24 protein-coding genes are annotated in these 26,190 nt (G+C 63.6%); 11 read left to right on the forward strand and 13 right to left on the reverse strand.

All coding sequences use genetic code 11. From position 1 onward, the window contains the following. Positions 1–41: 41 nt before the first annotated feature. Both IB263_RS10110 and IB263_RS10115 read left to right on the forward strand, forming a co-directional pair. Entirely contained in the window at positions 42–2,507 is a 2,466-nt protein-coding gene (locus IB263_RS10110) for an ATP-dependent helicase (protein WP_034792560.1), read from the forward strand. A gap of 155 nt (positions 2,508–2,662) precedes the next feature. Further along, positions 2,663–3,913 carry an adenylate/guanylate cyclase domain-containing protein gene (locus IB263_RS10115; protein ID WP_192438444.1) on the forward strand — a complete coding sequence of 417 codons (1,251 nt, stop codon included), beginning with the start codon at positions 2,663–2,665 and terminating at the stop codon, positions 3,911–3,913. Positions 3,914–3,932: 19 nt separating this feature from the next. Here the strand turns inward: IB263_RS10115 and IB263_RS10120 are convergent, their stop codons facing one another. The 3 genes from IB263_RS10120 to IB263_RS10130 form a co-directional block, all read right to left on the reverse strand. Beyond that, a complete protein-coding gene (locus IB263_RS10120) occupies positions 3,933–4,394 on the reverse strand; it encodes a GNAT family N-acetyltransferase (RefSeq protein ID WP_192438445.1) in 462 nt (153 codons plus the stop codon). Between the two features lie 43 nt (positions 4,395–4,437). Continuing rightward, positions 4,438–5,073: a cysteine hydrolase family protein gene (locus IB263_RS10125; RefSeq protein WP_060582706.1), complete on the reverse strand. Its 636-nt coding sequence runs from the start codon at positions 5,071–5,073 to the stop codon at positions 4,438–4,440. Between the two features lie 169 nt (positions 5,074–5,242). Beyond that, the gene (locus IB263_RS10130) at positions 5,243–5,914 is read right to left on the reverse strand and encodes a phosphoribosyltransferase (RefSeq protein WP_112985299.1); all 672 of its coding nucleotides are present in this window, start codon (positions 5,912–5,914) and stop codon (positions 5,243–5,245) included. A 333-nt stretch (positions 5,915–6,247) separates the two neighbouring features. Between IB263_RS10130 and IB263_RS10135 the strand changes: the two genes are divergently transcribed. After that, positions 6,248–7,492 carry a diguanylate cyclase gene (locus IB263_RS10135; RefSeq protein WP_192438446.1) on the forward strand — a complete coding sequence of 415 codons (1,245 nt, stop codon included), beginning with the start codon at positions 6,248–6,250 and terminating at the stop codon, positions 7,490–7,492. Positions 7,493–7,645: 153 nt separating this feature from the next. Then, entirely contained in the window at positions 7,646–8,140 is a 495-nt protein-coding gene (locus IB263_RS10140) for a CreA family protein (protein WP_034792543.1), read from the forward strand. Positions 8,141–8,384: 244 nt separating this feature from the next. Here the strand turns inward: IB263_RS10140 and IB263_RS10145 are convergent, their stop codons facing one another. From IB263_RS10145 to IB263_RS10155, 3 genes are all read right to left on the reverse strand, one after another. After that, the gene (locus IB263_RS10145) at positions 8,385–8,693 is read right to left on the reverse strand and encodes a hypothetical protein (RefSeq protein ID WP_034792540.1); all 309 of its coding nucleotides are present in this window, start codon (positions 8,691–8,693) and stop codon (positions 8,385–8,387) included. Between the two features lie 260 nt (positions 8,694–8,953). Next, positions 8,954–9,418, reverse strand: a complete 465-nt coding sequence (locus IB263_RS10150) for a chemotaxis protein CheW (RefSeq protein WP_034792537.1) — start codon at positions 9,416–9,418, stop codon at positions 8,954–8,956. Between the two features lie 2 nt (positions 9,419–9,420). Further along, positions 9,421–11,520: a methyl-accepting chemotaxis protein gene (locus tag IB263_RS10155; protein ID WP_246810990.1), complete on the reverse strand. Its 2,100-nt coding sequence runs from the start codon at positions 11,518–11,520 to the stop codon at positions 9,421–9,423. Between the two features lie 368 nt (positions 11,521–11,888). Between IB263_RS10155 and IB263_RS10160 the strand changes: the two genes are divergently transcribed. The 3 genes from IB263_RS10160 (at position 11,889) to IB263_RS10170 (ending at position 14,020) form a co-directional block, all read left to right on the forward strand. Beyond that, positions 11,889–12,047 carry a hypothetical protein gene (locus tag IB263_RS10160; protein ID WP_034792531.1) on the forward strand — a complete coding sequence of 53 codons (159 nt, stop codon included), beginning with the start codon at positions 11,889–11,891 and terminating at the stop codon, positions 12,045–12,047. Between the two features lie 338 nt (positions 12,048–12,385). Beyond that, complete coding sequence (locus IB263_RS10165) at positions 12,386–12,985, forward strand: SCO family protein (protein WP_112985301.1); 600 nt, start codon at positions 12,386–12,388, stop codon at positions 12,983–12,985. A 159-nt stretch (positions 12,986–13,144) separates the two neighbouring features. Then, the gene (locus tag IB263_RS10170; RefSeq protein WP_192438448.1) at positions 13,145–14,020 is read left to right on the forward strand and encodes a 50S ribosomal protein L11 methyltransferase; all 876 of its coding nucleotides are present in this window, start codon (positions 13,145–13,147) and stop codon (positions 14,018–14,020) included. A gap of 71 nt (positions 14,021–14,091) precedes the next feature. Here IB263_RS10170 and IB263_RS10175 read toward each other — a convergent pair whose 3' ends face one another. After that, complete coding sequence (locus IB263_RS10175) at positions 14,092–15,849, reverse strand: adenylate/guanylate cyclase domain-containing protein (protein WP_192438449.1); 1,758 nt, start codon at positions 15,847–15,849, stop codon at positions 14,092–14,094. Positions 15,850–16,469: 620 nt separating this feature from the next. Between IB263_RS10175 and IB263_RS10180 the strand changes: the two genes are divergently transcribed. Continuing rightward, positions 16,470–18,305, forward strand: a complete 1,836-nt coding sequence (locus IB263_RS10180) for an aminopeptidase P family protein (protein WP_192438450.1) — start codon at positions 16,470–16,472, stop codon at positions 18,303–18,305. A 121-nt stretch (positions 18,306–18,426) separates the two neighbouring features. Here IB263_RS10180 and IB263_RS10185 read toward each other — a convergent pair whose 3' ends face one another. The 5 genes from IB263_RS10185 to panC all read right to left on the reverse strand — a co-directional run bounded on the left by IB263_RS10185 (position 18,427) and on the right by panC (position 21,790). Continuing rightward, on the reverse strand, positions 18,427–18,666 hold the full coding sequence (locus IB263_RS10185; RefSeq protein WP_034792522.1) for a hypothetical protein: 240 nt from the start codon (positions 18,664–18,666) through the stop codon (positions 18,427–18,429). Between the two features lie 181 nt (positions 18,667–18,847). Then, complete coding sequence (locus tag IB263_RS10190; protein ID WP_034792520.1) at positions 18,848–19,162, reverse strand: AzlD family protein; 315 nt, start codon at positions 19,160–19,162, stop codon at positions 18,848–18,850. A gap of 2 nt (positions 19,163–19,164) precedes the next feature. After that, entirely contained in the window at positions 19,165–19,881 is a 717-nt protein-coding gene (locus IB263_RS10195; RefSeq protein WP_034792518.1) for an AzlC family ABC transporter permease, read from the reverse strand. Positions 19,882–20,091: 210 nt separating this feature from the next. Beyond that, positions 20,092–20,913: a 3-methyl-2-oxobutanoate hydroxymethyltransferase gene (gene panB, locus IB263_RS10200; RefSeq protein WP_192438451.1), complete on the reverse strand. Its 822-nt coding sequence runs from the start codon at positions 20,911–20,913 to the stop codon at positions 20,092–20,094. Position 20,914: 1 nt separating this feature from the next. After that, the gene (panC, locus tag IB263_RS10205) at positions 20,915–21,790 is read right to left on the reverse strand and encodes a pantoate--beta-alanine ligase (RefSeq protein ID WP_192438452.1); all 876 of its coding nucleotides are present in this window, start codon (positions 21,788–21,790) and stop codon (positions 20,915–20,917) included. Between the two features lie 249 nt (positions 21,791–22,039). On the opposite strand from panC, the gene IB263_RS10210 reads away from it, so the two are divergent. From IB263_RS10210 to IB263_RS10220, 3 genes are all read left to right on the forward strand, one after another. Continuing rightward, complete coding sequence (locus IB263_RS10210; RefSeq protein WP_060515939.1) at positions 22,040–22,339, forward strand: hypothetical protein; 300 nt, start codon at positions 22,040–22,042, stop codon at positions 22,337–22,339. Between the two features lie 320 nt (positions 22,340–22,659). Next, a complete protein-coding gene (locus tag IB263_RS10215) occupies positions 22,660–23,070 on the forward strand; it encodes a VOC family protein (RefSeq protein ID WP_060515938.1) in 411 nt (136 codons plus the stop codon). A 203-nt stretch (positions 23,071–23,273) separates the two neighbouring features. Then, positions 23,274–23,927: a CatB-related O-acetyltransferase gene (locus tag IB263_RS10220; RefSeq protein WP_246810991.1), complete on the forward strand. Its 654-nt coding sequence runs from the start codon at positions 23,274–23,276 to the stop codon at positions 23,925–23,927. Positions 23,928–23,961: 34 nt separating this feature from the next. Here the strand turns inward: IB263_RS10220 and ligA are convergent, their stop codons facing one another. Next, on the reverse strand, positions 23,962–26,115 hold the full coding sequence (ligA, locus tag IB263_RS10225) for an NAD-dependent DNA ligase LigA (RefSeq protein ID WP_034793601.1): 2,154 nt from the start codon (positions 26,113–26,115) through the stop codon (positions 23,962–23,964). Positions 26,116–26,190 lie beyond the last annotated feature (75 nt).

Raw genomic sequence — 26,190 nt, forward strand, 5'->3', positions numbered from 1 at the left:
CCTTTCTGGCCTTTCCCCACCGAATCACTACATTGAGCCGCATGATGAGTGGTTTCGACGATATTCCCTTCTTCGACGAGGAGCCGGCGCCGCGCAAGCAGCAGCCCGCCCCCGCAGGTATTCCGGCAACGGGCGGCATCGCCGCGCGCGCCATGGCGGCGCGCGATCGCGCCCAGCCGCGCCCGGACTATCTCTCCGGCCTCAACCCGGAACAGTCCGAAGCGGTCGAGACGCTCGATGGCCCCGTGCTCGTGCTTGCCGGCGCCGGCACCGGCAAGACCCGGGTGCTGACGACCCGCATCGCCCATATCCTTTCGACCAACCGCGCCTTTCCCTCGCAGATCCTGGCGGTGACCTTCACCAACAAGGCGGCGCGCGAGATGAAGGAGCGCATCGGCGTGCTCGTCGGCCATGCGGTCGAAGGCATGCCCTGGCTCGGCACCTTCCACTCGATCGGCGTCAAGCTTTTGCGCCGCCACGCCGAGCTCGTCGGCCTGCGTTCCGATTTCACCATTCTCGACACCGATGACGTGGTGCGGCTGATCAAGCAGCTCATCCAGGCCGAAGGCATCGACGACAAGCGCTGGCCGGCCAAGCAGTTTGCCGGCATGATCGACGGCTGGAAGAACAAGGGCCTCGATCCCGCCCAGATCCCCGAGGGAGACGCCCGCGCCTTTGCCAACGGCAAGGGTCGCGAACTCTATGCTGCCTACCAGAACCGGCTGTTGACGCTGAACGCCTGCGACTTCGGCGATCTTCTTTTGCACCCGATCCGCATCTTCCGCATGCATGCGGATGTGCTGAAGGACTATCACGACAAGTTCCGCTACATTCTCGTCGACGAGTACCAGGACACCAACACGGCGCAGTACATGTGGCTGCGGCTGCTTGCCCAGCGCCCCAAGGGCGTACCGCAGAACGTCTGCTGCGTGGGCGACGACGACCAGTCGATCTATGGCTGGCGCGGCGCGGAAGTGGACAATATCCTGCGCTTCGAAAAGGATTTCCCGGGCGCCAAGGTGATCAAGCTTGAGCGCAACTACCGCTCGACCGAGCACATTCTGGGCGCTGCCGGTCACCTGATCGCCCACAACGAGGGCCGCCTCGGCAAGACACTCTTTACCGACCGCACCGATCCGGATGATGAGAAGGTGCAGGTGCACGCCGCCTGGGATTCCGAAGAGGAAGCCCGCGCCGTCGGCGAAGAGATCGAGCAGTTGCAGCGCAAGAGCCACAAGCTCAACGACATGGCGATCCTTGTGCGCGCCTCGTTCCAGATGCGCGAGTTCGAAGACCGCTTCGTCACGCTCGGCCTCAACTACCGCGTCATCGGCGGCCCGCGCTTCTACGAGCGCCTCGAAATCCGCGATGCCATGGCCTATTTCCGCCTCGTCTGCCAGCCGGCCGACGATCTGGCCTTCGAGCGCATCGTCAACACGCCGAAGCGCGGTCTTGGCGACACCACCGTGCGCACGCTGCACGACTATGCCCGCGCCCGCGACATCCCGATGCTGGCGGCTGCCTCCGAGATCATCGAGACCGACGAGCTGAAGCCGAAGGCGCGCAAGGCACTGTTCGACGTCGTCACCGATTTCCGCCGCTGGCAGAGCCTGCTTGAAACGACCGTACACACCGAGCTTGCCGAGCAGATCCTCGACGAGAGCGGCTATACGGCCATGTGGCAGAACGACAAGACGGCGGAAGCCCCCGGACGGTTGGAAAACCTGAAGGAACTCATCCGCTCGATGGAAGCCTTCGAGAGCCTGCGCGGCTTCCTCGAACACGTCGCTCTGGTCATGGATGCCGAGCAGAACGAGAACCTCGATGCCGTCTCGATCATGACGCTGCACTCGGCCAAGGGCCTGGAGTTCGATACTGTCTTCCTGCCCGGCTGGGAGGAAGGCCTGTTCCCGCACCAGCGCGCGCTTGATGAAGGCGGCCGCTCCGGCCTTGAGGAAGAACGGCGCCTCGCCTATGTCGGCATCACCCGCGCCAAGCATCGCTGCCACATCTGGTTCGTCTCCAACCGCCGCATCCACGGCCTCTGGCAGTCGACCATGCCGTCACGCTTCCTCGAAGAGCTGCCGCTCGCCCATGTGGACGTGGCCGAGAATGAACAATCCTATGGCGGCTATGGTCGCGGCGGCTACGGCCAGTCGCGCTTCGACAAGGCTGATCCCTTCCAGAACAACTACTCCACGCCCGGCTGGAAGCGCGCCCAGCAGCACCGCTCCGACGCCACCCGCGACAACTGGGGCACCCGCTCCGGCCACGCGGTCGAGCGCATCGGCTACGGCGAAAGCGGCCCGCGCGGCCGCACGATCGACGGCGAGCTGGTGGCGAAATCGACGGCCACCGAACCCTCGCGTTTCTCGGTCGGCGACCGCGTCTTCCACATGAAGTTCGGCAACGGCAACATCGCCGCCATCGAAGGCAACAAGCTCACCATCGACTTCGACCGCGCCGGCCAGAAGCGGGTGCTGGATGGATTTGTGGAGAAGGCGTGAGGAGGTCGAAGCCCTCCTCACGTGCACTCCCTATGGACTGCACAACCATCGATCTCATGGCGCCAACCGGCGAAGTGCAATAATATTGCGGGCACAATTCTCGCGTTTGAACGAAACCATGTACCGATCTCCCTCGACGCAAAGTGGGTGGAGACATGTCCTGGACGAGCGCTGTTCGCAGCCTGCTGGAGCTGGGCGCCGCAAATGTTGCGGAGGGTGACCGTGAAGGCATCCTCGTCGCGAATGTCGCGGCCTCTGTGATCGTCGTCACCACCACGAGCTTTGCCCTCATCTACGCACTCTATGGCGAGCCGAGCCTCATTCCCCTCGTCTATGCCAATCTCGCGCTAGCCGTCGCGGCAGCCATGACGCCGCTTTTTCATCGCTTCGGCCGCGTCGCGTCAGGGCTTTGGGAATTCGGTATCTGCGTGGTGGTCCTCGTCTGGATCGCCTCCTATGTCGGTCGGGACTCCGGCGTCCTGCTGACGCTGCTCGGCGTGACGCCGGTCGCCTTCGCGATCCTCGGGTTTCAAAACATCGCGCTGGTCACGGTCCTCAGCGCCATGGCTGCGATCACGGTCATCGCCGCATCCATCGCGTTTCCTCAGGCGCGGGCGGGTGTCTATGACGACACCCGTTTCCTGCAACTCCTCCATTCGTCGTCGATCATCACCCTCACCCTCATGTGCTTCGCAACGATCTACTATGCCTTCCAGATGGCGAGAGAGGCGCAGGGGCGGCTCGCCCGCCTGATGACGTCGATCATGCCGGACGAGATCGTGGCGCGCCTGCTGAGGAACGAGCGTGAAACGATCATCGACGAATTCGAGCATGCGACTGTTGTCCTGATCGACATCGTCCAGTTCGTGGCCCTGTCAAACGGCCTGGGGCCGGAACGGACGGTCAACCTGCTCAACGAGCTCTTCAGCGAGTTCGATCGCCTGGCCGCAGCAACCGGTGTCGAAAAGATCAAGACCATCGGCGATGCCTATCTTGCGGTGGCGGGCGTGCCCGCCCGGCACCCCACGCCCGAGAAGGCGGCGGCAGTGTTCGGCTTCGGCGCCATCGCCGCGGCCCGCGAGATCGGCGAACGCCATGGCGTCGTCCTCAAGCTGCGCGCTGGCATGGCCTCGGGATCGGTAACGGCTGGCGTGCTTGGGCGAGCGAAATACGCCTATGATATCTGGGGTGCACCCGTGAACCTTGCCGCGCGCCTGGAAGCGATCGGCAAGCCCGGCTGCATCACCACCACCGCAGAAATCAGGCAGCGACTAGGCGAGTCTTTCTTGTTCATTTGCTCCGGCCGCGAGGACATCAAGGGCTTCGGCCCGACTGAGATCTGGACCACGCGGATGCTGGATCCCGATGCATGTGCCCCTGGCATCCGCGCACACACGGCGACGTGAGCAGCCGAAAGGAGAGCCCTCAGACCGCCTTGCGATAAACGAGAAACCCCGACTTCTCCGCCACCTTGTCGTAAAGCGTCATCGCCGTCTCATTGGTCTCGTGCGTCATCCAGTAGACGCGTGGCGCGCCGACGGCACGTGCCGCCTCATAGACGCCCTCAATCAACGCTCGTCCAACGCCCTTGCCGCGGGCTTCCGCATTGGTGAACAGGTCCTGTAGGTAGCAGTTCGGCTGGATCATCGTCGTGCTGCGGTGGAAGAGGTAGTGCGTAAGCGCGATCAGCCGCCCTTCGCTCTCCGCCACCAGCGCATGCACCGGCTCGTAGGCGTCGAAGAAGCGCGACCAGGTCATGGCGGTGATCGCCGGGTCCAGCGCGGTTTCGCCCGAGCGACCGTAGAAGGCGTTGTAGCCGTCCCAGAGCGGCAGCCATTGTTCGTAGTCGGTCCGGGCTATCGGGCGGATGTGAAGCTTGTCGGTCATTTGTCGGTCCTGTGATCGATTGGATGGAGCGGCACTGCGGCCCCTAGCGTTTGGTCATCGCGGCGGTGATTGCCTGAACGTCGGTCATGATCGCATCGCCCATGAAGGCGATGTTTTCCATCGCGCGCTCGCCGGCCTCGTGGTGGCCTGCCCCGCAGGCGTCGCGCACGACGACGGGCACCAGGCCGAGATCGGTCGCATGACGCACGGTCGGGTCGATGCCGATTTCCGTGGCGATACCGCAGATGGCGAAGGAAGTAAGCCCGAGGTCGCGCAGGATCATGGCGAGCGGCGTGCCCTCGAAGGCGGAAAACGTGATCTTGTCGAGGATCGCCTCGTCGTCACGGGGCGCAAGTTCGGGCACCAGCTCGAAGCCCGGCGTGCCGCGCAGAAACCAGGGGTGAACCGCATCCGGATCGTCTGTCCGCTGCCAGGCCATCGCCTGGCGTAGCTGGAAGGCGCCCATCAGCGGCCTCGGCATCGACAGATGCCGGAGAAATATCACCGGAAACCCGCCGGCCCGCGCAGCGTCCAGCACCTTCAGCACCTTGGAAAGCACCGCCGGGCCGTTCTTGACCTGATTGGTAATCCCCACCTGCATGTCGTAGACGATGAGCGCCATCCGCTCCGGTCGGCAGAAATCCTCAAGCGTCTTTCCGATTTCCAGTTTCGCGGCCATGACATCTCCTCCGGGCGCCTCCTCCGGCGCCCTCTCCCGGCAACATCGCGCGCCGGGAATGTGGCGCGGGAGAAGGAGGCTTGCAAGACGGTTTCGGCCGCCTCGCACAACTATTCGGATGCCTGGCGGAAATCGCGGCAACCGGAGCCGAGCTTGCCCGGAACATGAATCAATCGCGCTCGTTGCGCAGCCGCGCCTTCTCCATCAGCGCCAGCACCTCTTCGTCCGCCGTCTGTTCGAAATTGCGGTAGTACAGGCCGACGGCACGGAACGCGAAAGGCGTGGCGAGGCAGACGATGCGATCGACCTGGCTGCGCAGTTCGGTAAGTTCGCTTTTCGGCGCCACCGGAACGGCAAGCACGAGGCGCCCCGCCCCCATTCGCCGCAGCGCCTTGATCGCCGCCCGCACGGTGCCGCCGGTGGCGATGCCGTCATCGACGAGGATTACATCACGGCCCCGGGGCGACGCCGGCGCGCGGTCGCCGAAATAGAGCGTGCGGCGGCGCAGGATCTCGGCGCGCTGGCGCTCCGTTTCGGCCTCCAGATAGCCTTTCGGCGGACGGACCAGCCGGATCGCCCGACGGTTGAGCACCAGTTCCGGCTCCTCGCCATCGACCAGAGCGCCCAGACCGAATTCCTCATGCCCAGGCGCGCCGATCTTGCGCACGATCAGGATTTCCAGCGGCGCCGCAATATGGACGGCGATTTCATAGGCGACCGGAACGCCTCCGCGCGGCAGCGCCATGACGAGCGGATCGTCAAGCCCCTCGTCTTCGACCGCGCGCGCCAGCTGGCGCCCGGCATCCGCCCTGTCCTCGAAGAGCCACGTTGCCGTGAACATGTCGCCTCTCCCGGTTCGTCCTCCTGCGTGAGTATCGGGCCCTGAAAACAAGGGGCGCGCATGCCTGGCCCGAGGCTCGGATCGCCCCGCCCGAAGGGCCTCACCCCGGGGCTGCGGGCGGTACCGTTCATGCACGCCTCTTCGCCTGCCGGCGTGCCGCCCCACGGTTGATCGGGCGCCGCTGTGAACAACCGTGCCAATCCCGACCAATCGCTAAAATTGCAATGGATTTCGCCGGGTTTCGTTAAGGCGCCATCGCTACCAATTGGCGTCACATATCTGGCTGAGACGCAAGCCGCCTTTGTTGATTTTAGCACGACAGGCCGTTTCGAAATGAGCTTTCTCCCTGCCATATCGATCATCGCTCTTCTGGCGATGCTCCCGGTGCTGATTTCCCTGCGGGCCTCCATGGTCGAGGGGGGCACAGATTTTGCAGCCGCCTGCGCCATCGCAGCGGCGGCAACGCTGCTTCTGATGCTATCCGAGATCCCGGCGCTGCGGCCGTTGTCGCTGATCGGCATCGTCTTTCTCATTGGCGCCTGTCTTTTCGTGCTCTCGGGCTTTCACCGGGCGCTAGGTGTCCTCCGGCCGATGTCGACGCCGCTGGTCGCTGCCGCCTCGATTTCGGCCGTGGTGGTGCTGATTGCCGCCTTCGGCCCGCACAGCGCGACATTGCACGCACTGTCGGCCGTCGGCATCGCCGCCGCCTTCGTGCTGATCATCGCCGTCTGTTCGCAGCACCGGCGCGCAGCGCCCGGGCCGATCGAGCGCCTCTGCGTCATCGGCTGCGCCGCCATCGGCTGTTCCGCCCTGATTGCGGTCACGATTTTCTCGCCGATCGCCCACGGGACCGCCGAAACCCCGCTTGCGTCAGCCAGCTGGGACTTCGCCTGCGTCGTGCTTAGATATTTCTACCTGCCTGTGCTGTTCCTTGGCGTGATCCTGATGATCCAGAACCGAGTGATCACGGACCTCAAGAGCGCCATTGCCCGCGACGAGCTGACGGGCGCCCTGTCGCGCCGCGCGCTGCTCGACCTCGGACAGCGGGCGCTGGCAGTGGGTTTTGCGCGCCAGAGACCCGTCACCTTCCTGCTGCTCGATCTCGATTATTTCAAGCAGATCAACGACCGCTACGGCCATGCGGTCGGCGACACGGCGCTCGGCCACTTCGCCGGCACGGTCGCCGCCTGTCTCGGCGGGCGCGGCACACTCGGGCGCATCGGCGGCGAAGAGTTCGGCATCGTCCTGCCCAATCACTCGGAAGATGCCGCCTTTGCGGTGGCCGAGGAGATCGGCCGCACGGTGCGCGATACGCCGATCGGCCGCTTCGACCGCCCGATCCGGCTGACAGTGAGCATTGGCCTTGCCGAGGCCGAGTCCGGCGATACGATCAGCGACATCATGATCCGCGCCGACATGGCGCTCTACGACGCCAAAGCCGACGGCCGCGACCGCTGCACCATCGCCGGCCGCTTCCAGCCCGAGGCCAGCGCACGGGCTCTTGCCGCCGCCGCCGCGCAAATGCGCGCTGCCGACCACCGAAACCTCGAGCCGCAGCTTCTTCGCGGCACCGGTTGAGCCGGCACGCCTTGTAAAGCCAATTCCCGAACCTATGTGAACCTGGCTGCCCGAGCGCATGCCTTCCCGGGGATTGCCTCGGCAAAAACATGCGTCAATTCAAAATGCTACGGCGACCTTGCGTGAGACGTCAGGCGCTGCAGGAGGACATCCATGTCGCGTTCGCTTCGTGCGCTCTTTTTTGCCGGCCTTGCCATAGCCGCCACAGCCCTGCCCGCTCGCGCCGAAACAGTCGGCGAAGTCGGGGTCGACTGGCTCGGCAACGACATCATGATCGATGCCGTGAGCGACCCGAAGATCAAGGGTGTGACCTGCCACGTGACCTATTTCGACCGCAGCGTCATCGACCGGCTGAAGAACGGTAACTGGTTCGAGGATCCGTCGAACAATTCGATCGCCTGCCGGCAGACCGGCCCGATCGAAATCGGCGACATCGATCTTTCCAAGGAAGGCGAGGAAGTGTTTCGCGCCGGCTTGTCGCTCGTCTGGAAGAACCTGCTCGTCACACGGATCTACGACAGAAGGAACGATACGCTGATCTATCTGGCGCATTCGCGCGAATTGACGGATGGCTCTGCCAAGATGTCGATCACCACCATTCCGCTCTACGGCCAGACGGTCAATTGGCAGAACGGCAAGCCGCAGTAGGAGCGGTCCCTGCCGCCGGCATCGGCGTGCAAGGCGATCGGTCAAAGGTTGAAAGCGCCCGCCGCTTTGCGGGCGCTTCCGAAACCTCTTCGGTGCGAAACAGGGAGAAGTCTGGGAGCAACCCGTTCCGCTTTTGTAAGCACCTGACGTTCCGTGCGTTCACACGAACCTACGTGAACTCCCTGGCGCATTCATGCCAAATCGAATTTCCGCTTTCAACGTTTCCACTTCAACGCGGGATGATCTAGTAGGCCGTCGGCGGAACGATGCCCTGGTAGTAGTCGCCATCACCGCCCTGGTATCCGCCATAGGGGTTGCGATCACGGTAGACCGGCGTCGGCGCCGGCGCCGACATTCTGTTGATGCTGCCCGTCGACATCGTGTCAACCGAAGCGCTCGGCCGCTTCATTGGCGTCATCATCTTGTGTGTGTTCTGCGTTCCGGGAGGATTGTTGACGTCGATGCCCTGGTAATAGCTGTCGGCCAAGGCCGGTCCGGCGATGACCATCGTAACGGAGAGCACGGCGGCGAGTTTCCTGAGAGAGATTGTCATAGGTTCAACTCCTGTTGACGGGACCAGGCACCCGGCCTCCGTTCGGGCACCCGGCAACACCGGTAAAGTAGTACAAGTAACCCGCCCAGCCACTTGACGTTTTGTCACAATGGCATCGCCCAAGCGTGAAGTTCATTGCCGAAGTTTAACTTGACCGTATCGTTCCAGTACGTGCGGAAACGGTCTGAAAACACGCCGAAACGCAAGAAAGCCCCGGCGCCGATGCACCGGGGCTTTCTCAGATAAGGAACAAGCTTGCGTCAGGCGGCCTGGGCCAACTCGTCGGCAATGACGGTATCGAGGTTGAGGAAGCAGACCATGGTCTTTTCCAAAGCGACGATGCCGCGGCAGAAGGCGCGCTGCGCTTCCGGGATGATCTCCGGCGCCGGCTGCAGCGCCTCGCTCTTGATCGTCATCATGTCCGAGACCTGCTCGACCAAGAGGCCAACGAGCTTGCCGGCGATGTCGGTGACGATGATCGCCGAGCGCTCGGACGGCTCGGTCATCTTCATGCCGAGGCGGGCCGCCATGTCGATGACCGGGATCACCGCGCCGCGCAGGTTGATGAGGCCGAGCACGTAGGGCGGCGTATGCGGCATCGGCGTTACCGGCGCCCAGCCGCGGATTTCGCGGATCGCCATGATATCGATGCAGAATTCCTGGTCGCCGAGGTGGAACGACACGATTTCGAGATAGGCGCCGGACTGCTTGATTGCATTGCTCATGTTCAGAATTCTTCCCAGTTTTCACCGGAGGCCGTCGTCGACGGCACCGAGCCCGGTTTGTTGCCGAATGCGCCCGCAAGCTTGCCCATCAGGGCCTTGGCGGGAGATGGAGTTGGAAACGAGGCCATTTTGGCAGCGCCGATCTTGCGCAGCGGCACCGCTTCGCTGGTGCCCTTGGCTGCCGGCCGCTGAACGGCTGAAACCGAAGGTGTTTTCGTCTGCACCGGCGCAGCGGTCCTCGCCGCGGGCGTCACAGGCGCCGGCGCCGCCGTCGGCATGGCGCGCTGCATCGTGTGCCCTTCGCGGAACTGGCCGACGAGGTCCGTCAGGCGTTCGGCGTCCTGCGCCAGCGTGTGGCTGGAGGCATTGGTCTGCTCGACCATGGCGGCGTTCTGCTGCGTCATCTGGTCGAGTTGGCCGACGGCCGTGCTGATCTCGTTAAGACCCGTCGACTGTTCGCGCGCCGCCATCACGATCGCGGTCATCAGTTCGTTGATGCGCGCGACATCGGTGCCGATCCGCCCGAGCGCCTCGCCGGTCGCCTGCACCAGCTTGACACCGGTGCCGACCTCGCTGCCGGAGCGGCTGACGAGCGCCTTGATGTCCTTGGCGGCACCGGCGGCGCGCTGCGCCAGCTCGCGCACTTCCTGCGCCACGACCGCAAAGCCCTTGCCGGCTTCGCCCGCGCGCGCCGCCTCGACGCCGGCATTGAGCGCCAGAAGGTTGGTCTGGAAGGCGATCTCGTCGATGACGTTGATGATCTTGCCGATTTCGTTCGAGGCACCCTCGATGCGGGCCATGGCGGCGATCGCCTGGCCGACGATGCGGCCGGACTCCTCGGCATTGGTGCGGGTCTGGTCGACCATCTGGCTCGCCTCTTCGGCGCGCTGGGTCGCGGTGCGGACCGTCACGGTGATTTCGTCGAGGGCTGCCGAGGTCTGCTCCAGCGAAGCGGCTTGCCGCTCGGTGCGGCGCGCCAGGTCGTCGGCCGCCGTGCGCATTTGCCGCCCGTTGGATTCGATCGAAAGCGCATTGTCCTTGACGCTCGAAAGCACCACGCGCAGCCGCTCGACCGTCTGGTTGAAGTTCTGCCGGAGCTGGTCGAGATTGCCGTCGAACGGTCGGTCGATGGCAACGGCAAGGTCACCCTCGGCAAGCTGGGTCAGCGCGCGGCCGAGATTGTCGATCGCCGCCTGGATGCGGCGCACCGCCTCCTCGCGTTCCTGCTGCTGCTGTTCGCGTTCCTTCTCGATCTCGCGGCGGCTGTGGGCAGCACTCTGTTCGAGAGACTGCTTTTCGATTGCCGACAGGCGGAAGAGGTCGACGGAGCGCGCCATGGCGCCGATTTCGTCGCCGCGGTCGAGCGCTTCCAGCTTGGTCGAAAGTTCGCCCTTCTGGATCCGCTGCATGCCATCGCGCAGGGAGAGAATGCCGCGCCTGAGCGTGCTGCCATGGAACCAGAGCAGATAAAGCAGCGTCGCCATGGCGATGAGGCCGGAGGCGAGCTGAAGCTGGAACGCCTCGTCGGAGGTGGCGCGCGCCTCGGCAACGCGCGTCTGAACCAGCGTCGCTGCCGCTTCGGAGAGGCTGGCGAGCGCCGTGGCGACCCGTTCGCCGGCGCCATCGATGGCATCGTCGATCTTGCCGAAGTCGTCGGCCGAAGCCTTGCCTTCGATCAGTGCCTTCAGGTCCGTTCCTATTGCCTGGCGCAGTTCCGCCACATCGGCGTCAAAGGTCGAAAGCGCATCGCTGCGGCCGATGAGGCCGGCAAGCGCCTTGATATCGGTCGATTTCGTCTCAAGCAGTTTCAGGATCTCGGCGATGCTGGCGGCGCGCGCCGGCTGGATCGCGCCCTCCTCGCGGTCGATGATGCTGTCCATCGCATTGAGCACGAGATTGGTGGTCGCAAGCCGGACCTCCTCGACCGTGGTCAGCCCGTTCTGCGCGGCGAGCGCGCCCTGCAGGGCATCGTTCGCCTGCCGGCCCTCGTACCAGGCGACCCCGAGCACGGAGCCAAAACCGACGAAAGCGGCACCGGCAAGCGTTGCCAGCCGCTGGCTTACGGAAAGATTGCGCTTCAATGGGGAAGATGCGGCGGTCATAGACATTCCATGCTCACGGACCCGGCGCGGGCCGGATCCTCCGTTAGGATCGATGCGGAAAACCGGGCTCGATCAAACCGGATGACCTCATGTCATGTCGGAGCACAACGCTCCCCCGCGCTGGAAAAACACTGTCAAACAGACCTTAAACATTCGCTAAGGCGCCCCGCCGATCCCCAGGGAAAACGCCTTATTTTCGAGATCGCGCATATTTACTGCAAGCGCCGGTTTTCCCGGCATTTGAGGGCACAATCCATCAGCACGCCGGGTGCCGGTTTTGACACCGATCTCGTGACAGGCCCAGACACCCACGGTCGGCCGGCAGCGCGCCCGCTTCCCCTTGCCGCCCGAACTGTTATGATGACGCCATGAACACGAAGACCGAGCGCTCGATCCGCCTTCCTCTCGTCGCAACCCTTGCGGCCGCGATCGCCGTCGTGCTGCTGCTTGCCTTCCGCGGCTGGATGGAAAACGGCGCCGAGATGTTCCTGGCACTCGCCCAGTCCGGCCTTTCCTGGTGTTTTTAGCGCGGCCACGCTTCTAAGTTTTGCCCCTTACCCTAGCCCTCTCCCTGCTTGCGGGAAGAAGGGACGAGAGCGAGCGAAACGTCGCCGTGCGGTTCTTCTGCGGTGGGTGTTGGCGCACTGAGGCTCATTGTCGAAGCGGGAGGTGGCCGTGCGGTCCCTTCTCCCCGTCACGACGGAAGGTCGCGGCAGCGGGATGAGTGGCAGCCGCCCGACAAAATGCTCACCCCGCTGTCACAACCTGCGGCAATTGTCCCATTTGCGCGGGGTCCGTGAAGGCGGTATCAAGGGCCGATCAACCGGACACGGCCGTCCTCGGCCCCAACAAATCGGTAGCACGCATGAAAACCATCCGCATCGTCCTTTGGGCCGCCGTCGTCGTCATGGCGGGTATCCTGGGCTGGCTGACCTATGAAATGACCCAGTCGAAACAGCAGGCCGCCTCCGGCCCCTTCGGCGTTCCCTTCACGCTGGTTGCCCAGGACGGCAAGGAAATCACCGAGAAGGCCTTCACCGGCAAGCCGACCGCGCTCTTCTTCGGCTTTACCCATTGCCCCGAGGTCTGCCCGACGACACTGTTCGAACTGAACGGCTGGCTGGAAAAGGTCGACCCCGACGGCAACAAGCTGCAGGCCTATTTCATCACCGTCGATCCCGAGCGCGACACGCCGGAAATCCTCGGCCAGTACGTCTCCAACGTCTCCAAGCGCATCACCGGCATTTCCGGCCCGGCCGACAAGGTCATGGAGATGGTCAAGGGCTTCCGCGTCTACGCCAAGAAGGTTCCGGTCGATGCCGCAAAGCCCGACGGCGACTACACCATGGACCACACCGCATCGGTGTTCCTGCTCGACGCCAACGGCAAGTTCTCCGGCACCATCGCCTACGAGGAAAACCCGGAGACGGCGGTAAAGAAGCTGGAAAACCTCACCAAGGGCTGAGCCCTCGATCGTGACCGCGAAGATGCAAGCGCCGGCCCCGTCCGGCGCTTTGCCTTTGTGGGGCAATCGTGATAGCGCACAGCACACGATTGCCGACGCTTGGCGCACCCTTCCACGGTTTGATGCGGGCGGCGGATTTCCCAGCCGAAGGACGGACCCTTGAGCGAGATCAGACTTTTCGTCACCACCACCGAAAAGCAGGCGGAAGCCGTGCTCGACCGCATGAGCGAGGTCTTCGGCGAAGAAGACTATGCCATCGGCACGACTGAGGTCGACGAGAAGCGCGACATCTGGGAAGCCTCGATCTACATGATGACCGTCGACGAGGAGAGCGTGAACGAACGCCTCACTGAAGCGCTCACGCAAGACTTCGGCCATCTTCCGATCGAGCGCGAAGTGCTGCCCGATATCGACTGGATCGCCAAGTCGCTTGAGGGTCTGGCGCCGGTTCGCGCCGGCCGCTTCGTCGTTCACGGCTCGCATGACCGCGACAAGGTCAAGACCGGCGAGATCGCGATTGAGATCGATGCCGGCCAGGCCTTCGGCACCGGCCACCACGGCACCACAGCCGGCTGCCTCGAAGTGCTCGCCTCGGTCGCTCGCACCCGCACCGTGCGCAACGTGCTCGATCTCGGCACCGGCAGCGGCGTGCTGGCGATCGCCGCCTGGAAACTGATGCACGTACCGGTCCTTGCCACCGACATCGACCCGATCGCCACCCGCGTCGCCGAAGAAAACGCCCGGGTCAACGGCGTCGTTACCGGCATGACCTTTGCGACCGCCCCTGGCTTTCATTCGACGGCCTTCAGCACCAACGGCCCCTTCGATCTGATCATCGCCAACATCCTCGCCCGCCCCTTGATGAAGATGGCGCCGCAGCTCGTCGCCAACCTCGCCCCCGGCGGCTCGGTCATTCTCTCGGGCATTCTCGCCGAACAGCGCTGGAAAGTGCTCGCCCATTACAACGGCCAGCACCTGCGCCACGTGCGCACCATCTGGCGCAACGGCTGGGTGACGATTCATCTGGAGAAGTAAGCCGCTTCACACGGAGGTGACACATCGACGGCAGACTTCAATGAGAAGCTGCCGACACCGAGGTGCGCGGCCTACCCCCTTGCCGGACCGGAGGACGGAGCGATAAGCGCTCCTGCTTTGCGGAAGCCACTCAGCCAAAGTTCCGCATCTTCAGGCAAGGCGCACATCTTCGCCGTGTTTCGCGCATAGACTTCCGTGTCAAACGCTTGCGGCATTGCGTGCATTATGGCTGCCGCCTCCTCGGCTCGGCCAAGCTGGGCCAGACACGCCGCCTGGTTCAGCCTGAAGAAGATCGGCGGATCGATAAGGCTTCCGTAGGCTGCCAGCGCCGCATCGAACCGGCGCACCAGATAGTGGCAATCGCCCAGACTGGAGAGGAACGCCGGCGGCAGGAGCGGCTCGAACTTGCAGCCCCGTTCGACAAGAGCCAACCCTTCTTCGTGTAGCCCCGCATAGGAAACGATCATGCCTCGGGCAACGAGACCGTTGATATCGCGCGGGCTCATCGAGATCGCGATGCCCGAGTAGCGCATGGCGTCGTCAACTCTCCCGACCAACAGCAAGCAGGCGGCAACGGTGGAAAGCACGAATGGATCGTTCTTGTCGGCAGCGATTGCTCGCGCTGCGAACTCCTGGCACTCGGCCTCAAGCTTGGCATCCGTCGCCGCGTTCGGCTCGCTGAACCGCCAATAGGCATAAAGCAGCGCCAGCGAGGCGAGTGCGGGCGCATAGGCCGGGTCGAGGACAATCGCCTGCTGCATGTGTTCGCGCGCACCCGGTTCGTCTCCATTGCGCCAGGCGACCCCTGCCCGCAGCCACGATGTATAGGCAGAGATGTTCGTCTTGGCGCTCCTGGCACGAACGACACCCGCAACCTCTTGCAGATTGAAGAACAGCCGCGCGACGATCGCCTCCACGATTTCATCCTGAACCGCAAAGATGTCGGCCATTTCGCGATCGAACCGCTCGGCAAAGACGTGTGCACCGGTCTGTGCTTCGATCAATTGCACCGAGGCGCGCAGGCGCTGGCCGGCCAGCCGGACACTGCCTTCAAGCACGAAGTCTGCGCCGAGTTCTTGCCCCACGTTCGCCGCGTTTACCGATTGCCCCCTGTAACTCGAGGTGGTGTTTCTGGCGACGACAGAGAGATTTCGGAATCGGCTCAACTCGGTGATCATGTCCTCGGTAATGCCGTCGGCGAAGTAGTCCTGGTCCGCATTACCCGACATGTTTGTGAAGGGAAGAACCGCGATGGTGGTAAATTCCTTGCCGCGGGAAGGCGGCACCCCCGCGAGCGGACGTGCCGTTTCCATCCCGAAGGTCCGGACGGGTGCCGCAATGTTCTTGAGCTGCACCAGTCCGAGATCCTTCATCACGACGGGGATCTTGCCTTGAATCTCATTGTGAACCTTTTCCGACATGCAGAGGCCACCGGGCTCGGCCAACGCCTCCAGCCGGGCGGCGATGTTGACGCCTTCGCCATAGATGTCGGAGCCCTCGCCGATCACATCGCCCATGTTGATGCCGATGCGGAGCAAGATCTGGCGAGATTCGGAAACGCCGGCATTCGCCTCCTTCATCTTTCGCTGGAGTTCAATGGCCGCCTCAGCGGCGTCCACCGCGCTGGCGAACTCAACCAGTACACCGTCACCCATCAATTTGACGATGCGTCCTCCGTGCGCCTTAACAACGGGATCGAGCACGTGGTTTCGTCGTTGCTTCAACGTTTCGTACGTTCCGGCCTCGTCGGCTTCCATCAGGCGGGAGTAGCCGACCACGTCGGCAACGAGGATCGCAACCAAGCGACGGTGGATGGGCTTCTCGACCACGCTCCCAGCTCTCCTCCGAGTGATGCACCCCGTTCGGAAATCGAACGTCTCCCACAATATCGGATTATGACGTACAGCTAAATCACCCCGCCGCACGCACGCGAATGCGGCGCGTCAGCCGCAAGGCAAAGTGGGAAAAACGAAAAGGCCGCCTCGTCCATCATGACGGGCGGCCTTTCGAAACTAAGGCGATGCCAGAGGCATCGCCTGCTGGTTGGCTTGTGGCCAACCATGCCCGCGAGCCTGAGGAGGAGGAGTGCTCGAGCGGGCGTCTACCGTTCCGAAGCTGACCACCCTTGAGGGAGGAGGAGAACAGAGTGACCAACTATTCTCGGAACCGCAGCTTTTTGAACCACCGGATGTTCGTCCGTGTTCGTTGAGGCGGCTTATAAACTATTATTCCGATAGAGAAAGAGTTTTCTGAGCATGGGTGCCATGCGCTGAGCGCATATGTATGGTAAATGAGCAATTGCCCTCCTATCAGGGTGCAACCGCAGCGTTGCGCGGGCCGGGGATCAGGCCACCCTGCAGGATATCGCCTCTTTCCCGGCAAGGGCGATTTCCGCTAACATAGCCCATCTTTTCCCGCGGTTTGCCGCTCAATCTACCGGAATTCCCTCATGTTTCAGTCATTTGAAGTCACCTCCACGCCGCAGTTCGGCAAGGAGCGCACCGAAGCCCTGCGCGCGTCCTTCGCAGCCCTCGGCATCGACGGCTTTCTCGTGCCGCGCGCCGACGAGTTCCAGGGCGAGTATGTGCCGGCCTCCTCCGAGCGCCTGTCCTGGCTCACCGGCTTTACCGGCTCGGCCGGCGTCGCCCTCATCACGCAGCGTGAAGCGGTCGTCTTCGTCGATGGCCGCTACGTCACGCAATTGAAGGAGCAGGTCGACGGCTCCGTCTTTACCGGCGGCGACCTCATCGGCGAGCCGCCGCATCTCTGGTTGGAAAACCATGGAGCCAAGGGCTTCAAGCTCGGCATCGATCCCTGGGTCCACACCGGCGCCGAAGTGCGCCGGCTGGAAAAGGCGCTCGCCGCCCTCGGCGGTTCGCTCGTCTTCCTCGATCACAACCCGCTCGACAGGATCTGGACGAACCGTCCGGCTGCCCCGCTCGGCAAGGTGACGATTCAGCCGATCGAACATGCGGGCACGCTTGCCAAGGACAAGATCGCGACGATCGCAGCCGGCCTTTCCAAGACGGGCGCCGAAGCCGTCGTGCTGACCGACCCCTCCTCCGTCGCCTGGACATTCAACATCCGCGGGTCCGACGTGCCTCACACGCCGCATCCGCTGGCCCGCGCCATCATCCATGCCGACGGCCGCGCCGAACTTTTCCTCGACAAGCGCAAGACCGGCATCGAGCAGGAGGCCTACCTCACCCAGATCGCCGACATCGTCGCACCGTCAACCTTCGACGACCGTCTGCGGGCTCTCGGCACCGCCGGCGCCTCCGTCATGATCGATCCCGATCTCGCCTCCTTCGCCATTTCCGAACTGATCCGCGCCAAGGGCGGCAAGGTCGTCGAAGCGGTCGATCCCGCCCGCCTGCCCCGCGCCCAGAAGAACACGGCCGAGATCGAAGGCTCGAGCCGCGCCCATCTGCAGGATGGTGCGGCCATGGTCGAGTTCCTCGCCTGGCTCGACAGCCAACAGCCCGGCACAGTCACCGAGATCGGTGCCACCAACCAGCTAGAAGCTGCCCGCGCCACCGTCGGCGAGCGCATGCAGAACCCGCTGAAGGACATCTCCTTCGACACGATCTCCGGCGCCGGCGCGCACGCGGCGATCATGCACTACCGCGTCACCACGGCCACCGACCAGGCAATCGAAGCGGGCACCATGTTCCTGATCGATTCCGGCGCGCAGTATATCAACGGCACCACCGACATCACCCGCACGGTCGCCGTCGGCGCCGTGCCTGAAGAGCAGAAACGCTTCTTCACCCTGGTGCTAAAGGGCATGATTGCGATAAGCACGGCGCGCTTCCCCAAGGGCTCGCGCGGCGTGGATCTCGACCCCTTGGCGCGCATCGCGCTCTGGAAGGCGGGCGCCGACTATGCCCACGGCACCGGCCACGGCGTCGGCTCCTATCTCTCGGTGCATGAAGGCCCGCAGCGCATCGCCCGTCTTTCGACGCAGGAACTGCTGGCCGGCATGATCCTTTCCAACGAGCCCGGCTACTACCGCCCCGGCGCCTTCGGCATCCGCATCGAGAACCTCATCGTGGTGCAGCCGGCAACGATGGTTGATGGCGGCGACCTGCCGATGCTCGGCTTCGACACGATCACCTACTGCCCGATCGATCGCCGCCTGGTGCTGCCGGCGCTTCTGACCGACGAGGAACTCGCCTGGCTCAACGCCTATCACGCCGAGACGCGCGAAAAGCTGATGCCGCTGCTGGCCAGCGACGAGACGCGCGCCTGGCTGAAGGCCGCAACGGAAGCGCTGTCACGCTGAGTCATGCTCTCTGCTGGGCTCCTGCTGTCGCGGGAGCCCATAAAACGAGCCGTCGCGCAGCCGATAGCGTGCTGCGCCCTCACCCGCCGGACCTTGGTCTCCGGACGTCCTGGTCTCTCGTTCAGATGCCGAGAAGCTTCTTCGCTTCGCCAAGCGTTGCCTCCGAGGCGGCGTGGTCGCCAGCCTGGTGCTGTGCCTCACCCTTGGTGCGCAATTCCTTGACCTTGGCCATGTCGGCATCGGACAAGGAAGCGGTCTGCATGGCCGCATCGATCGCCTTCATCATGGTCGGGCATTGATTGGCAAAGGCCGTTGCCGGCGCAAGCGCCAGCAAAAGGGCAATAGAGATCCTGGTCAACATGGTCGCTCCTCCACTGCCGGGAGGCTTCATGCTGCGGTGACGTCGTACGCCACCTAACGAGGGGGGATATGTCCTGCCTCTCCGGCAACGGCAGAGATGATAGTCCAGGATGCGCGCGCCGCCAATCGAAACGGCGCAACACATCCGTCCACGGCTTCGCACACCACCGCGGACGGGCGTCCTACATCACCAGATGCCGGATCACCATGACCACCACCCAGCCGATGACGAGCATGCGCAGTGTTGAGAGATTCAGCCCAAGCGCGATGGCAAAGGCGACGAACATGGCGATCGTCACGTCGAGCCCGCCATAGACGAAGGCCGGCGCCACCAGCGTCGTCAGAACGGCTGCGGGAACGGCGTTGAGCGCCGCCTCCAGCCGCGGCGGGATCTCTTTCATCTGGGTGATCAGGATATAGCCGCCGACACGCGTCAGGAAGGTCGCAACGGCCGCCGCGATGATCAGGTAGATGAGGTTCAGGTGTTGCGGATCCATGTTCACGCCTCCTTCTCGACACCCGTCGGTGCCACTGCCCGCTCGCTTGGCGGCAGACAGGCGGCAAGAATGATGCCGGCTAGTGCTCCGATGCTGACATGCCATGGTGAGCCGACGAAATGCATGCCGGCGACGGATGCAAGCCCCGAGACGATGACGATCGGCAGGAACCGGTCACGCTTGCGGAAGCCCATGACGAGACCCATGAAATAGACCGGCAGCAGGACATCAAGGCCGATCGCCTTGGGGTCACCGATCATCTGTCCGAAGATCGCGCCGACCAGCGTGTTGATGATCCACGGGATGTAGATCACGAGACCGAAGCCGAGATACCAGGCAAAGGTGATCGGCAAGCCGCGCTCGCCACGCTTTTCGGTCTCGGCATATTGCGGATCGACCAGCAGGAAGAAGGCGAGGAACTTCTGCCCGAAGGTGAAGTGCCGGACATATTTGGCAATCGAGGCCGAATAGAGCACGTGGCGGAAGTTGACCGCAAAGACGGAGAGCACCACCAGCCAGGGCTGGACGTGGTTGCCGAAGAGCTCGATGCCGACCATCTGGCTGGCGCCGGCATAGACGGTCGCGCTCATGAACACCGCATCGGCAATGGTGAAGCCATTGTCGACCGCAAGCGCCCCGAACAGCGCACCGAAGGGCGATGCTGCCAGCATGATGGGAAAGCCGCCGCGGACCCCTTCCCAGAATTCATCTTTTTTCATGGAAACCTCCGCCGGCCGAGGCGATGACGCGCCACGCGGCCGGTGCCGGACTGATAGGCGCTTGCGCCCCCGGCAACAATTCAAATGCGCTGATACAATGATTGAATTTTATGATGCCTCGGCGAACGAGGCTTGAACAAAAGGCGCACCGATCAGGAAAACGATGCGCTTTATCGCTTGGAATAAGCTCCGGCGCGGGCCAGCCGCCCCTTACTTCTTGACCTGGAACGTATGCTCGATGCCGGGGAACGTGCGCGCCTTCACCTCGTTCGCATACTCCTCGGCCGCCTTCGAGATCGCCGGCGCCAACTCGGCGAAATGCTTGACGAAGCGCGGCTTGAAGTCGTTGAAGAGGCCGAGCATGTCGTCGGAGACGAGGATCTGGCCGTCGCAGGCAGGCGATGCGCCGATGCCGATCGTCGGCGAGCGCAACTCGGCCGCGAGCTCGCGGGCCACCGGCTCGACCGTGCCCTCGATGACGATGCCAAACGCTCCGGCATCGTCGATCGCCTTGGCGTCGCGGCGGATCTTTGCCACTTCCTTGTCGTTGCGGCCAACCGAGCGGTAGCCGCCGGTCGTGTTGACGAGCTGCGGCATCAGGCCGACATGGCCGAGCACCGGAATGCCGCGGCTGACGAGAAACTCGACCGTCTCGGCCATCTCCGCCCCGCCCTCGAGCTTCACTGCGCTGCAGCCGGTTTCCTTGAGGATACGCGCCGCACTGCGGAACGCCTGCTCCTTCGATTCCTGGTAGGAGCCGAAGGGCATGTCGATGACGACGCAGGCCTGCTGCGAGCCGCGCATGACCGCCTGGCCATGGGCGATCATCATTTCCAGCGTCACGCCGACGGTCGTGTCGAGGCCATAGAGCACCATGCCGACGGAATCGCCGACCAGCAGAAAGTCCACATGCGGATCGAGCAGCCGCGCAATCGGCGTCGTATAGGCCGTGAGGCTGACGATCGGGCGCTCGCCCTTCAGCGCTTCGATGTTGGCGGGACTGAGCCGGCGCTTGGCGGTCTGCACGCTCATGTCAGGCAACCTTTGCAAATGATGCGGATTTCGGGGCGATCACGCGATTGTCGAGCAGCTTCGTTGTGCCGAAGCGGACGAAGAGCAGAAGCAGCACCGGCCGGTCGCCGATCGTTTCGATCGTCTCCAGCGTTTCGGGATCGCGCACCGCCACGACCTCAGGCTTCGCCAAGGGCTCGCTCGCCAGAAACTCGGTCACGGCCTTTTCGAGTGCGGCGACATCGCTGACGCCGGAGGCGACGAGGTGCTGCGCCTCATCCAACGCCTTCGGCACGATCGCCGCGGCACGCCGCTCTTCGGCCGTCAGGTAGACATTGCGCGACGAGCAGGCGAGCCCGTCGGCCTCGCGCACCGTCGGCACGCCGATGACGGTCACCGGCTGGGCGAGATCGTCCACCATGCGGCGGATGATCTGCAGCTGCTGGAAATCCTTCTCGCCGAAATAGGCGCGATCGGGCCCAACGATGTTGAAGAGCTTGGTGACGACGGTGGCAACACCGGCGAAATGACCGGGGCGCACGGCGCCCTCGAGCTCGCTGCCAAGCGTCGGCACGTCAACCACCGTTTCCATCGGTCGCGGATACATGTCGGCAACACCCGGCGCAAACAGATAGTCGACGCTGCCCGCTTCGAGCATCGCCTGGTCGCGGGCGAGATCGCGCGGATACTTGGAAAGATCCTCGTTGGCGCCGAACTGCAGCGGATTGACGAAGATGCTGGCGACGACGACGTCGTTTTCCTCGCGGGCCCGGCGCATCAGCTCCATATGGCCGACATGCAGGTAGCCCATGGTCGGCACGAAGCCGACCGTCTTGCCTGCGCGTCTATGCTCGGCAAGCGCTGCACGCAGCTCGGCGATGGTGGTGAAAGTCTTCATCTCCGGACCCTCCAATCCGCGCCGGCGCCCTGCCCTTTGGGATGCTGGCGCGCTGCCTTCGCAGATGGCCGCGACCTGCTCCGCGAAAAGGCATTTGCATAAAATTCGGCTGCAATCCTCTATCTTGTGCAGCGCAAAAAAACAATCGGATTGATGACAGCTTGGTGACGCTCAGCCGCGCTTGACTTCCACCGGCAGCCTGTCACGGTTGGCGATCGATGCCACCTGCAACCCACGCTGGAGAGCAAGATGAAACCCTGCCTGCGCCTTCTCGGCGTTCTCGTCCCGACGCTTGCCTTCGCCGCTGCGGCCGAAGCAAAAATCCCGCTGGTCAACGCCACCTGCCCCGGCAAGATCGAGGTCCATGCCGACGAAGGCGGCCCGATCTACATCAACGGCAAGGAAGCCAAGCTCAAGGTGTTCAACGAGAACTACTACGAAGCGCACGGCGCCGGCGTCACCATCTCGCTCAGCATCAATCCCGACGGCTCGCCGAGCGTGTCCTACACCGGCAAGGGCGGCGCCAACGGCGTGTGCACGGTGAAGTGACAATAACATCGAGCAGCGGCGCGCGCCCTTGGGGCCGCTCGCAGCCGCTAGCACCGTCGATCCTATTTGCAGCATCGAAGCAGGTCTCGCTCCGCTTGAAGACCTGTAGTTGCACCCCACATCAGCCCGGCTCAAAAAATCTTTGAGCCGGTGTCGGGATCGTCGACCGGCATTCGTCCTTAGAGCAACTCCAGGAAAAGTGCGCCGCGGTTTTCCGTCCGGAGTTGCGTCAATCAAAGAGTTGGATCGCTTCGCGGTTTCGCCGAAACAACGAAGTGATCAGATCCGTAAAACACGAAATCCATTCCAAGGAGCATTTCATGCGCATGATTTTCGTAAACCTGCCGGTCAAGGATCTGAAGGCCTCGCGCGCGTTCTTCGCCGCCCTCGGCTTCACCTTCAACGAGCAGTTCTCCGACGACACCGCCGCCTGCACGGTGATCTCGGACAATATTTTCGTCATGCTTCTGACCGAGCCGAAGTTCCGCGACTTCATCACCGGCGAGATCAGCGACGCCCGGAAAGGAACCGAGGTCATTACCGCCCTTTCCGCGTCCAGCCGCGCTGAATGCGACGACATGCTCGCCAAGGCGCTCGCTGCCGGCGCCAAGCCCTGGAAGCCGGCTCTCGACTACGGCTTCATGTACGGCATTTCCTTCCAGGACCTCGACGGTCACGTCTGGGAATTCATGTGGATGGACCAGGAAGCCGCCCAGCAGCAGGCCTCCTGATCTCGCGCAGTGCCCCGAACTTTGCGCCTGCCGCCAAAAGCGGCGGGCGTTTTTGTGTGATGGAATGATCGCAGTGCCTGCCAAAGCTTTCGGTCGGCGCCCGATTTGAGAAGAAAGCGACCGGTGAATCCGATAGTTGGGACGGGATACGAATGGCGAGCGACGCGCAGCTTCGCTTGCAAGCATTGAGAATGAGGAACCCCATGTCCACGATGGTCGAAGCCAAGCATTGGTCCAAGGTCGAGCTCTTGCATGAGACAGTGCGCAACCCGAACATTCACGTGCGCGGCAGCAACAGCTACCACAGCAACGCCTGGACCGGATCCTTCGAGGAAAGTGTCGTTCGCTACCTCTATGGCGACGACTACAGCCTCAGGGCCTGGGAACCGCAATGGCCAATCGATCAACTGCTGATCGGCGACTATGTCGCGATTGGCGCCGAGGCGGTGATCCTCATGGGCGGCAACCACACCCATCGCACCGATTGGGTGAGCCTCTATCCCTTCCTCGATGTGATCGGCGAAGCCTATGTCGGCAAGGGCGACACCGTCATCGGCGACGGCGCCTGGATCGGCATGCGCGCCATGATCATGCCGGGTGTGACGCTCGGCGAAGGCGCCGTCGTCGCATCGGGCGCCATCGTGACGAAGGACGTTGCGCCCTACACCATCGTTGCGGGGAACCCTGCCCGCCCCGTGGGCCAGCGTTTCCCCGCGACCGATGTCGCGACGCTGATTGCGCTCGGCATCTACCAGTGGGAACGATCGAAGTTCGACGCGTTGCGCCGTTTCATCTGCGCCGACGATATTGCCGCCCTGAAAGCCGCCTCCGAAGAGTACGACAGCAGGCAGGCGTAACGACGCTCTGCCGATTGCATGCAACCGGCGGGGATTACCCGCCGATCAGCGCCAGCCACTCGTCCTCGTCCATGGTCGCGACGCCGAGTTCGCGGGCCTTGTCGAGCTTGGAGCCGGCACCCGGTCCGGCAACGACGATGTCGGTCTTCTTCGACACGGAACCTGCCACCTTGGCGCCGAGGCTTTCGGCCTTGGCCTTGGCTTCATCGCGCGTCATCTTTTCGAGCGAACCGGTGAAGACGACAGTCTTGCCGGCGACCGGGCTGTTTGAGGCAACCGGTGCTTCCGCTGCCTCCGGCGTCACCTCCAACAACAGCCGGGTGACGACTTCGAGGTTGCGCGGCTCCTTGTAGAACTCGACGATGGCACGGGCGACCACCTCGCCGATGCCGTCGATGCTGTTGAGTTCATTCCAGGCGTCGCCCGTAAACGTCGACGCGTCGCGCATCGCCTCGCCGAAGTGCTCGTAGGTGCCATAGGAACGCGCCAACAGCTTTGCCGTCGTCTCGCCCACATGGCGAATGCCGAGCGCATAGATGAAACGCTGCAGCGCGATCGAACGGCGCGTATTGATGGCGTCGTAAAGCTTGCGCACGCTGACGCGGCCGAAGCCGTCGATGTTTTCGAGCTTGGTGAGCGACGCCTCCTGGCGTTTCTCCAGCGTGAAGATATCCGGCGCCGTGCGGATCATCAGCGTCGGGTCTTCGCTTTCGAAGAAGAACTCGATCTGCTTCGAACCGAGGCCCTCGATGTCGTAGGCGTTGCGCGAGACGAAGTGCTTCAGGTGCTCGACGGCCTGCGCGCGGCAGACGAAACCGCCGGTGCAGCGGCGCACCGCATCTACTTTGCCGGTCTTCTCGTTGATGTCGCGCACCGCATGGCTGCCGCAGACCGGGCATGTGGTCGGGAAGCGATAGGGCTCGCTCCCCGCCTTGCGCTCGTCCATGACCACGTCGACGATCTGTGGAATGACGTCGCCGGCGCGCTGGACGATCACCATGTCGCCGATGCGGATGTCGCGGCCCTCGCGGATCGCCTCGCCCGAATTACCGAGACCCTTGATGTAATCCTCGTTGTGCAGCGTCGCGTTGGTGACGACGACGCCACCGACCGTGATCGGCTCAAGGCGTGCCACCGGCGTCAGCGCGCCGGTACGGCCGACCTGGATGTCGATCGCCGTCAGCCGGGTGAAGGCCTGCTCGGCAGGAAACTTGTGCGCGGTTGCCCAGCGCGGCGAGCGCGAACGGAAGCCGAGGCGGGCCTGCAGGTCGAGCCGGTCGACCTTGTAGACGACGCCGTCGATATCGTAGTCGAGATCCGGCCGTTCGCGCTCGATGTGGTGGTAATGCTCCAGCAGCGCGTCGGCCGAGGAGAGCCGCTGCATCAGCGGGTTAACCGGGAAGCCCCAGCTCTTGAACACCTCGACCATGCCCATCTGCGTGTCGGCGGGCATTTCAGAGATCTCGCCCCAGGCATAGGCAAAGAAACGCAGCTTGCGGCTCGCCGTCACCTTGGCGTCGAGCTGGCGCAGCGAGCCCGAAGCGGTGTTGCGCGGGTTGACATAGAGCGGCTTGCCGAGCGCCGCCATCTCGGCGTTGAGCGCGGCAAAGTCCGATTTCGCCATATAGATTTCGCCGCGCACCTCGACGACATCGGGCGCACCTGCCGGCAGCGTCTGCGGGATCATGCCGATGGTGCGGATATTGGCGGTGACGTTTTCGCCAGTCGTGCCGTCGCCGCGGGTCGCGGCCGTTACCAGCCGGCGGTTCTCATAGCGCAGCGACATGGAGAGCCCGTCGATCTTCGGCTCGGCGGTAAAGGCGATGGAGTTGTCCGGCAGTTGGCCGAGGAAACGATAGACCGAGGCGACGAAATCGCGCGCGTCCTCGTCGGAAAACGTGTTGTCAAGCGACAGCATCGGCCGGGCGTGCACGACCGGCTGGAAGGTGACGGAGGGTGCAGCACCCACCTTCTTCGAGGGGCTGTCGTCGCGGATGAGTACCGGAAAGCGCTGCTCGATCGCGTCGTTGCGCCGCTTCAGCGCGTCATAGTCCGCATCCGAAATCTCCGGCGCGTCCTGGCCATGATAAAGCGCGTCATGGCGCGCAAGCTCGGCCGCGAGAAAGGCAAGCTCTTCGGCCGCTTCCGTTTCGTTGAGATTCTCGACGGGTTTCAATTCTTGGGACATGCGCGACGACTCCGGATTCGAAGTCGTTTTGTAGAGCAACTGATGGGAAAGAAAAGACCGTCCGGCGCCGTCGGC

Source organism: Ensifer sp. ENS03, assembly GCF_014852035.1.
GTDB classification, from domain to species: domain Bacteria; phylum Pseudomonadota; class Alphaproteobacteria; order Rhizobiales; family Rhizobiaceae; genus Ensifer; species Ensifer adhaerens.

Coding starts and splice junctions, on each gene's coding strand:
- IB263_RS10110 (WP_034792560.1), top strand. CDS start 42: ATGATGAGTGGTTTCGACGATATTCCCTTCTTCGACGAGGAGCCGGCG.
- IB263_RS10115 (WP_192438444.1), top strand. CDS start 2,663: ATGTCCTGGACGAGCGCTGTTCGCAGCCTGCTGGAGCTGGGCGCCGCA.
- IB263_RS10120 (WP_192438445.1), bottom strand. CDS start 4,394: ATGACCGACAAGCTTCACATCCGCCCGATAGCCCGGACCGACTACGAA.
- IB263_RS10125 (WP_060582706.1), bottom strand. CDS start 5,073: ATGGCCGCGAAACTGGAAATCGGAAAGACGCTTGAGGATTTCTGCCGA.
- IB263_RS10130 (WP_112985299.1), bottom strand. CDS start 5,914: ATGTTCACGGCAACGTGGCTCTTCGAGGACAGGGCGGATGCCGGGCGC.
- IB263_RS10135 (WP_192438446.1), top strand. CDS start 6,248: ATGAGCTTTCTCCCTGCCATATCGATCATCGCTCTTCTGGCGATGCTC.
- IB263_RS10140 (WP_034792543.1), top strand. CDS start 7,646: ATGTCGCGTTCGCTTCGTGCGCTCTTTTTTGCCGGCCTTGCCATAGCC.
- IB263_RS10145 (WP_034792540.1), bottom strand. CDS start 8,693: ATGACAATCTCTCTCAGGAAACTCGCCGCCGTGCTCTCCGTTACGATG.
- IB263_RS10150 (WP_034792537.1), bottom strand. CDS start 9,418: ATGAGCAATGCAATCAAGCAGTCCGGCGCCTATCTCGAAATCGTGTCG.
- IB263_RS10155 (WP_246810990.1), bottom strand. CDS start 11,520: ATGACCGCCGCATCTTCCCCATTGAAGCGCAATCTTTCCGTAAGCCAG.
- IB263_RS10160 (WP_034792531.1), top strand. CDS start 11,889: ATGAACACGAAGACCGAGCGCTCGATCCGCCTTCCTCTCGTCGCAACC.
- IB263_RS10165 (WP_112985301.1), top strand. CDS start 12,386: ATGAAAACCATCCGCATCGTCCTTTGGGCCGCCGTCGTCGTCATGGCG.
- IB263_RS10180 (WP_192438450.1), top strand. CDS start 16,470: ATGTTTCAGTCATTTGAAGTCACCTCCACGCCGCAGTTCGGCAAGGAG.
- IB263_RS10185 (WP_034792522.1), bottom strand. CDS start 18,666: ATGTTGACCAGGATCTCTATTGCCCTTTTGCTGGCGCTTGCGCCGGCA.
- IB263_RS10190 (WP_034792520.1), bottom strand. CDS start 19,162: ATGGATCCGCAACACCTGAACCTCATCTACCTGATCATCGCGGCGGCC.
- IB263_RS10195 (WP_034792518.1), bottom strand. CDS start 19,881: ATGAAAAAAGATGAATTCTGGGAAGGGGTCCGCGGCGGCTTTCCCATC.
- panB (WP_192438451.1), bottom strand. CDS start 20,913: ATGAGCGTGCAGACCGCCAAGCGCCGGCTCAGTCCCGCCAACATCGAA.
- panC (WP_192438452.1), bottom strand. CDS start 21,790: ATGAAGACTTTCACCACCATCGCCGAGCTGCGTGCAGCGCTTGCCGAG.
- IB263_RS10210 (WP_060515939.1), top strand. CDS start 22,040: ATGAAACCCTGCCTGCGCCTTCTCGGCGTTCTCGTCCCGACGCTTGCC.
- IB263_RS10215 (WP_060515938.1), top strand. CDS start 22,660: ATGCGCATGATTTTCGTAAACCTGCCGGTCAAGGATCTGAAGGCCTCG.
- IB263_RS10220 (WP_246810991.1), top strand. CDS start 23,274: ATGTCCACGATGGTCGAAGCCAAGCATTGGTCCAAGGTCGAGCTCTTG.
- ligA (WP_034793601.1), bottom strand. CDS start 26,115: ATGTCCCAAGAATTGAAACCCGTCGAGAATCTCAACGAAACGGAAGCG.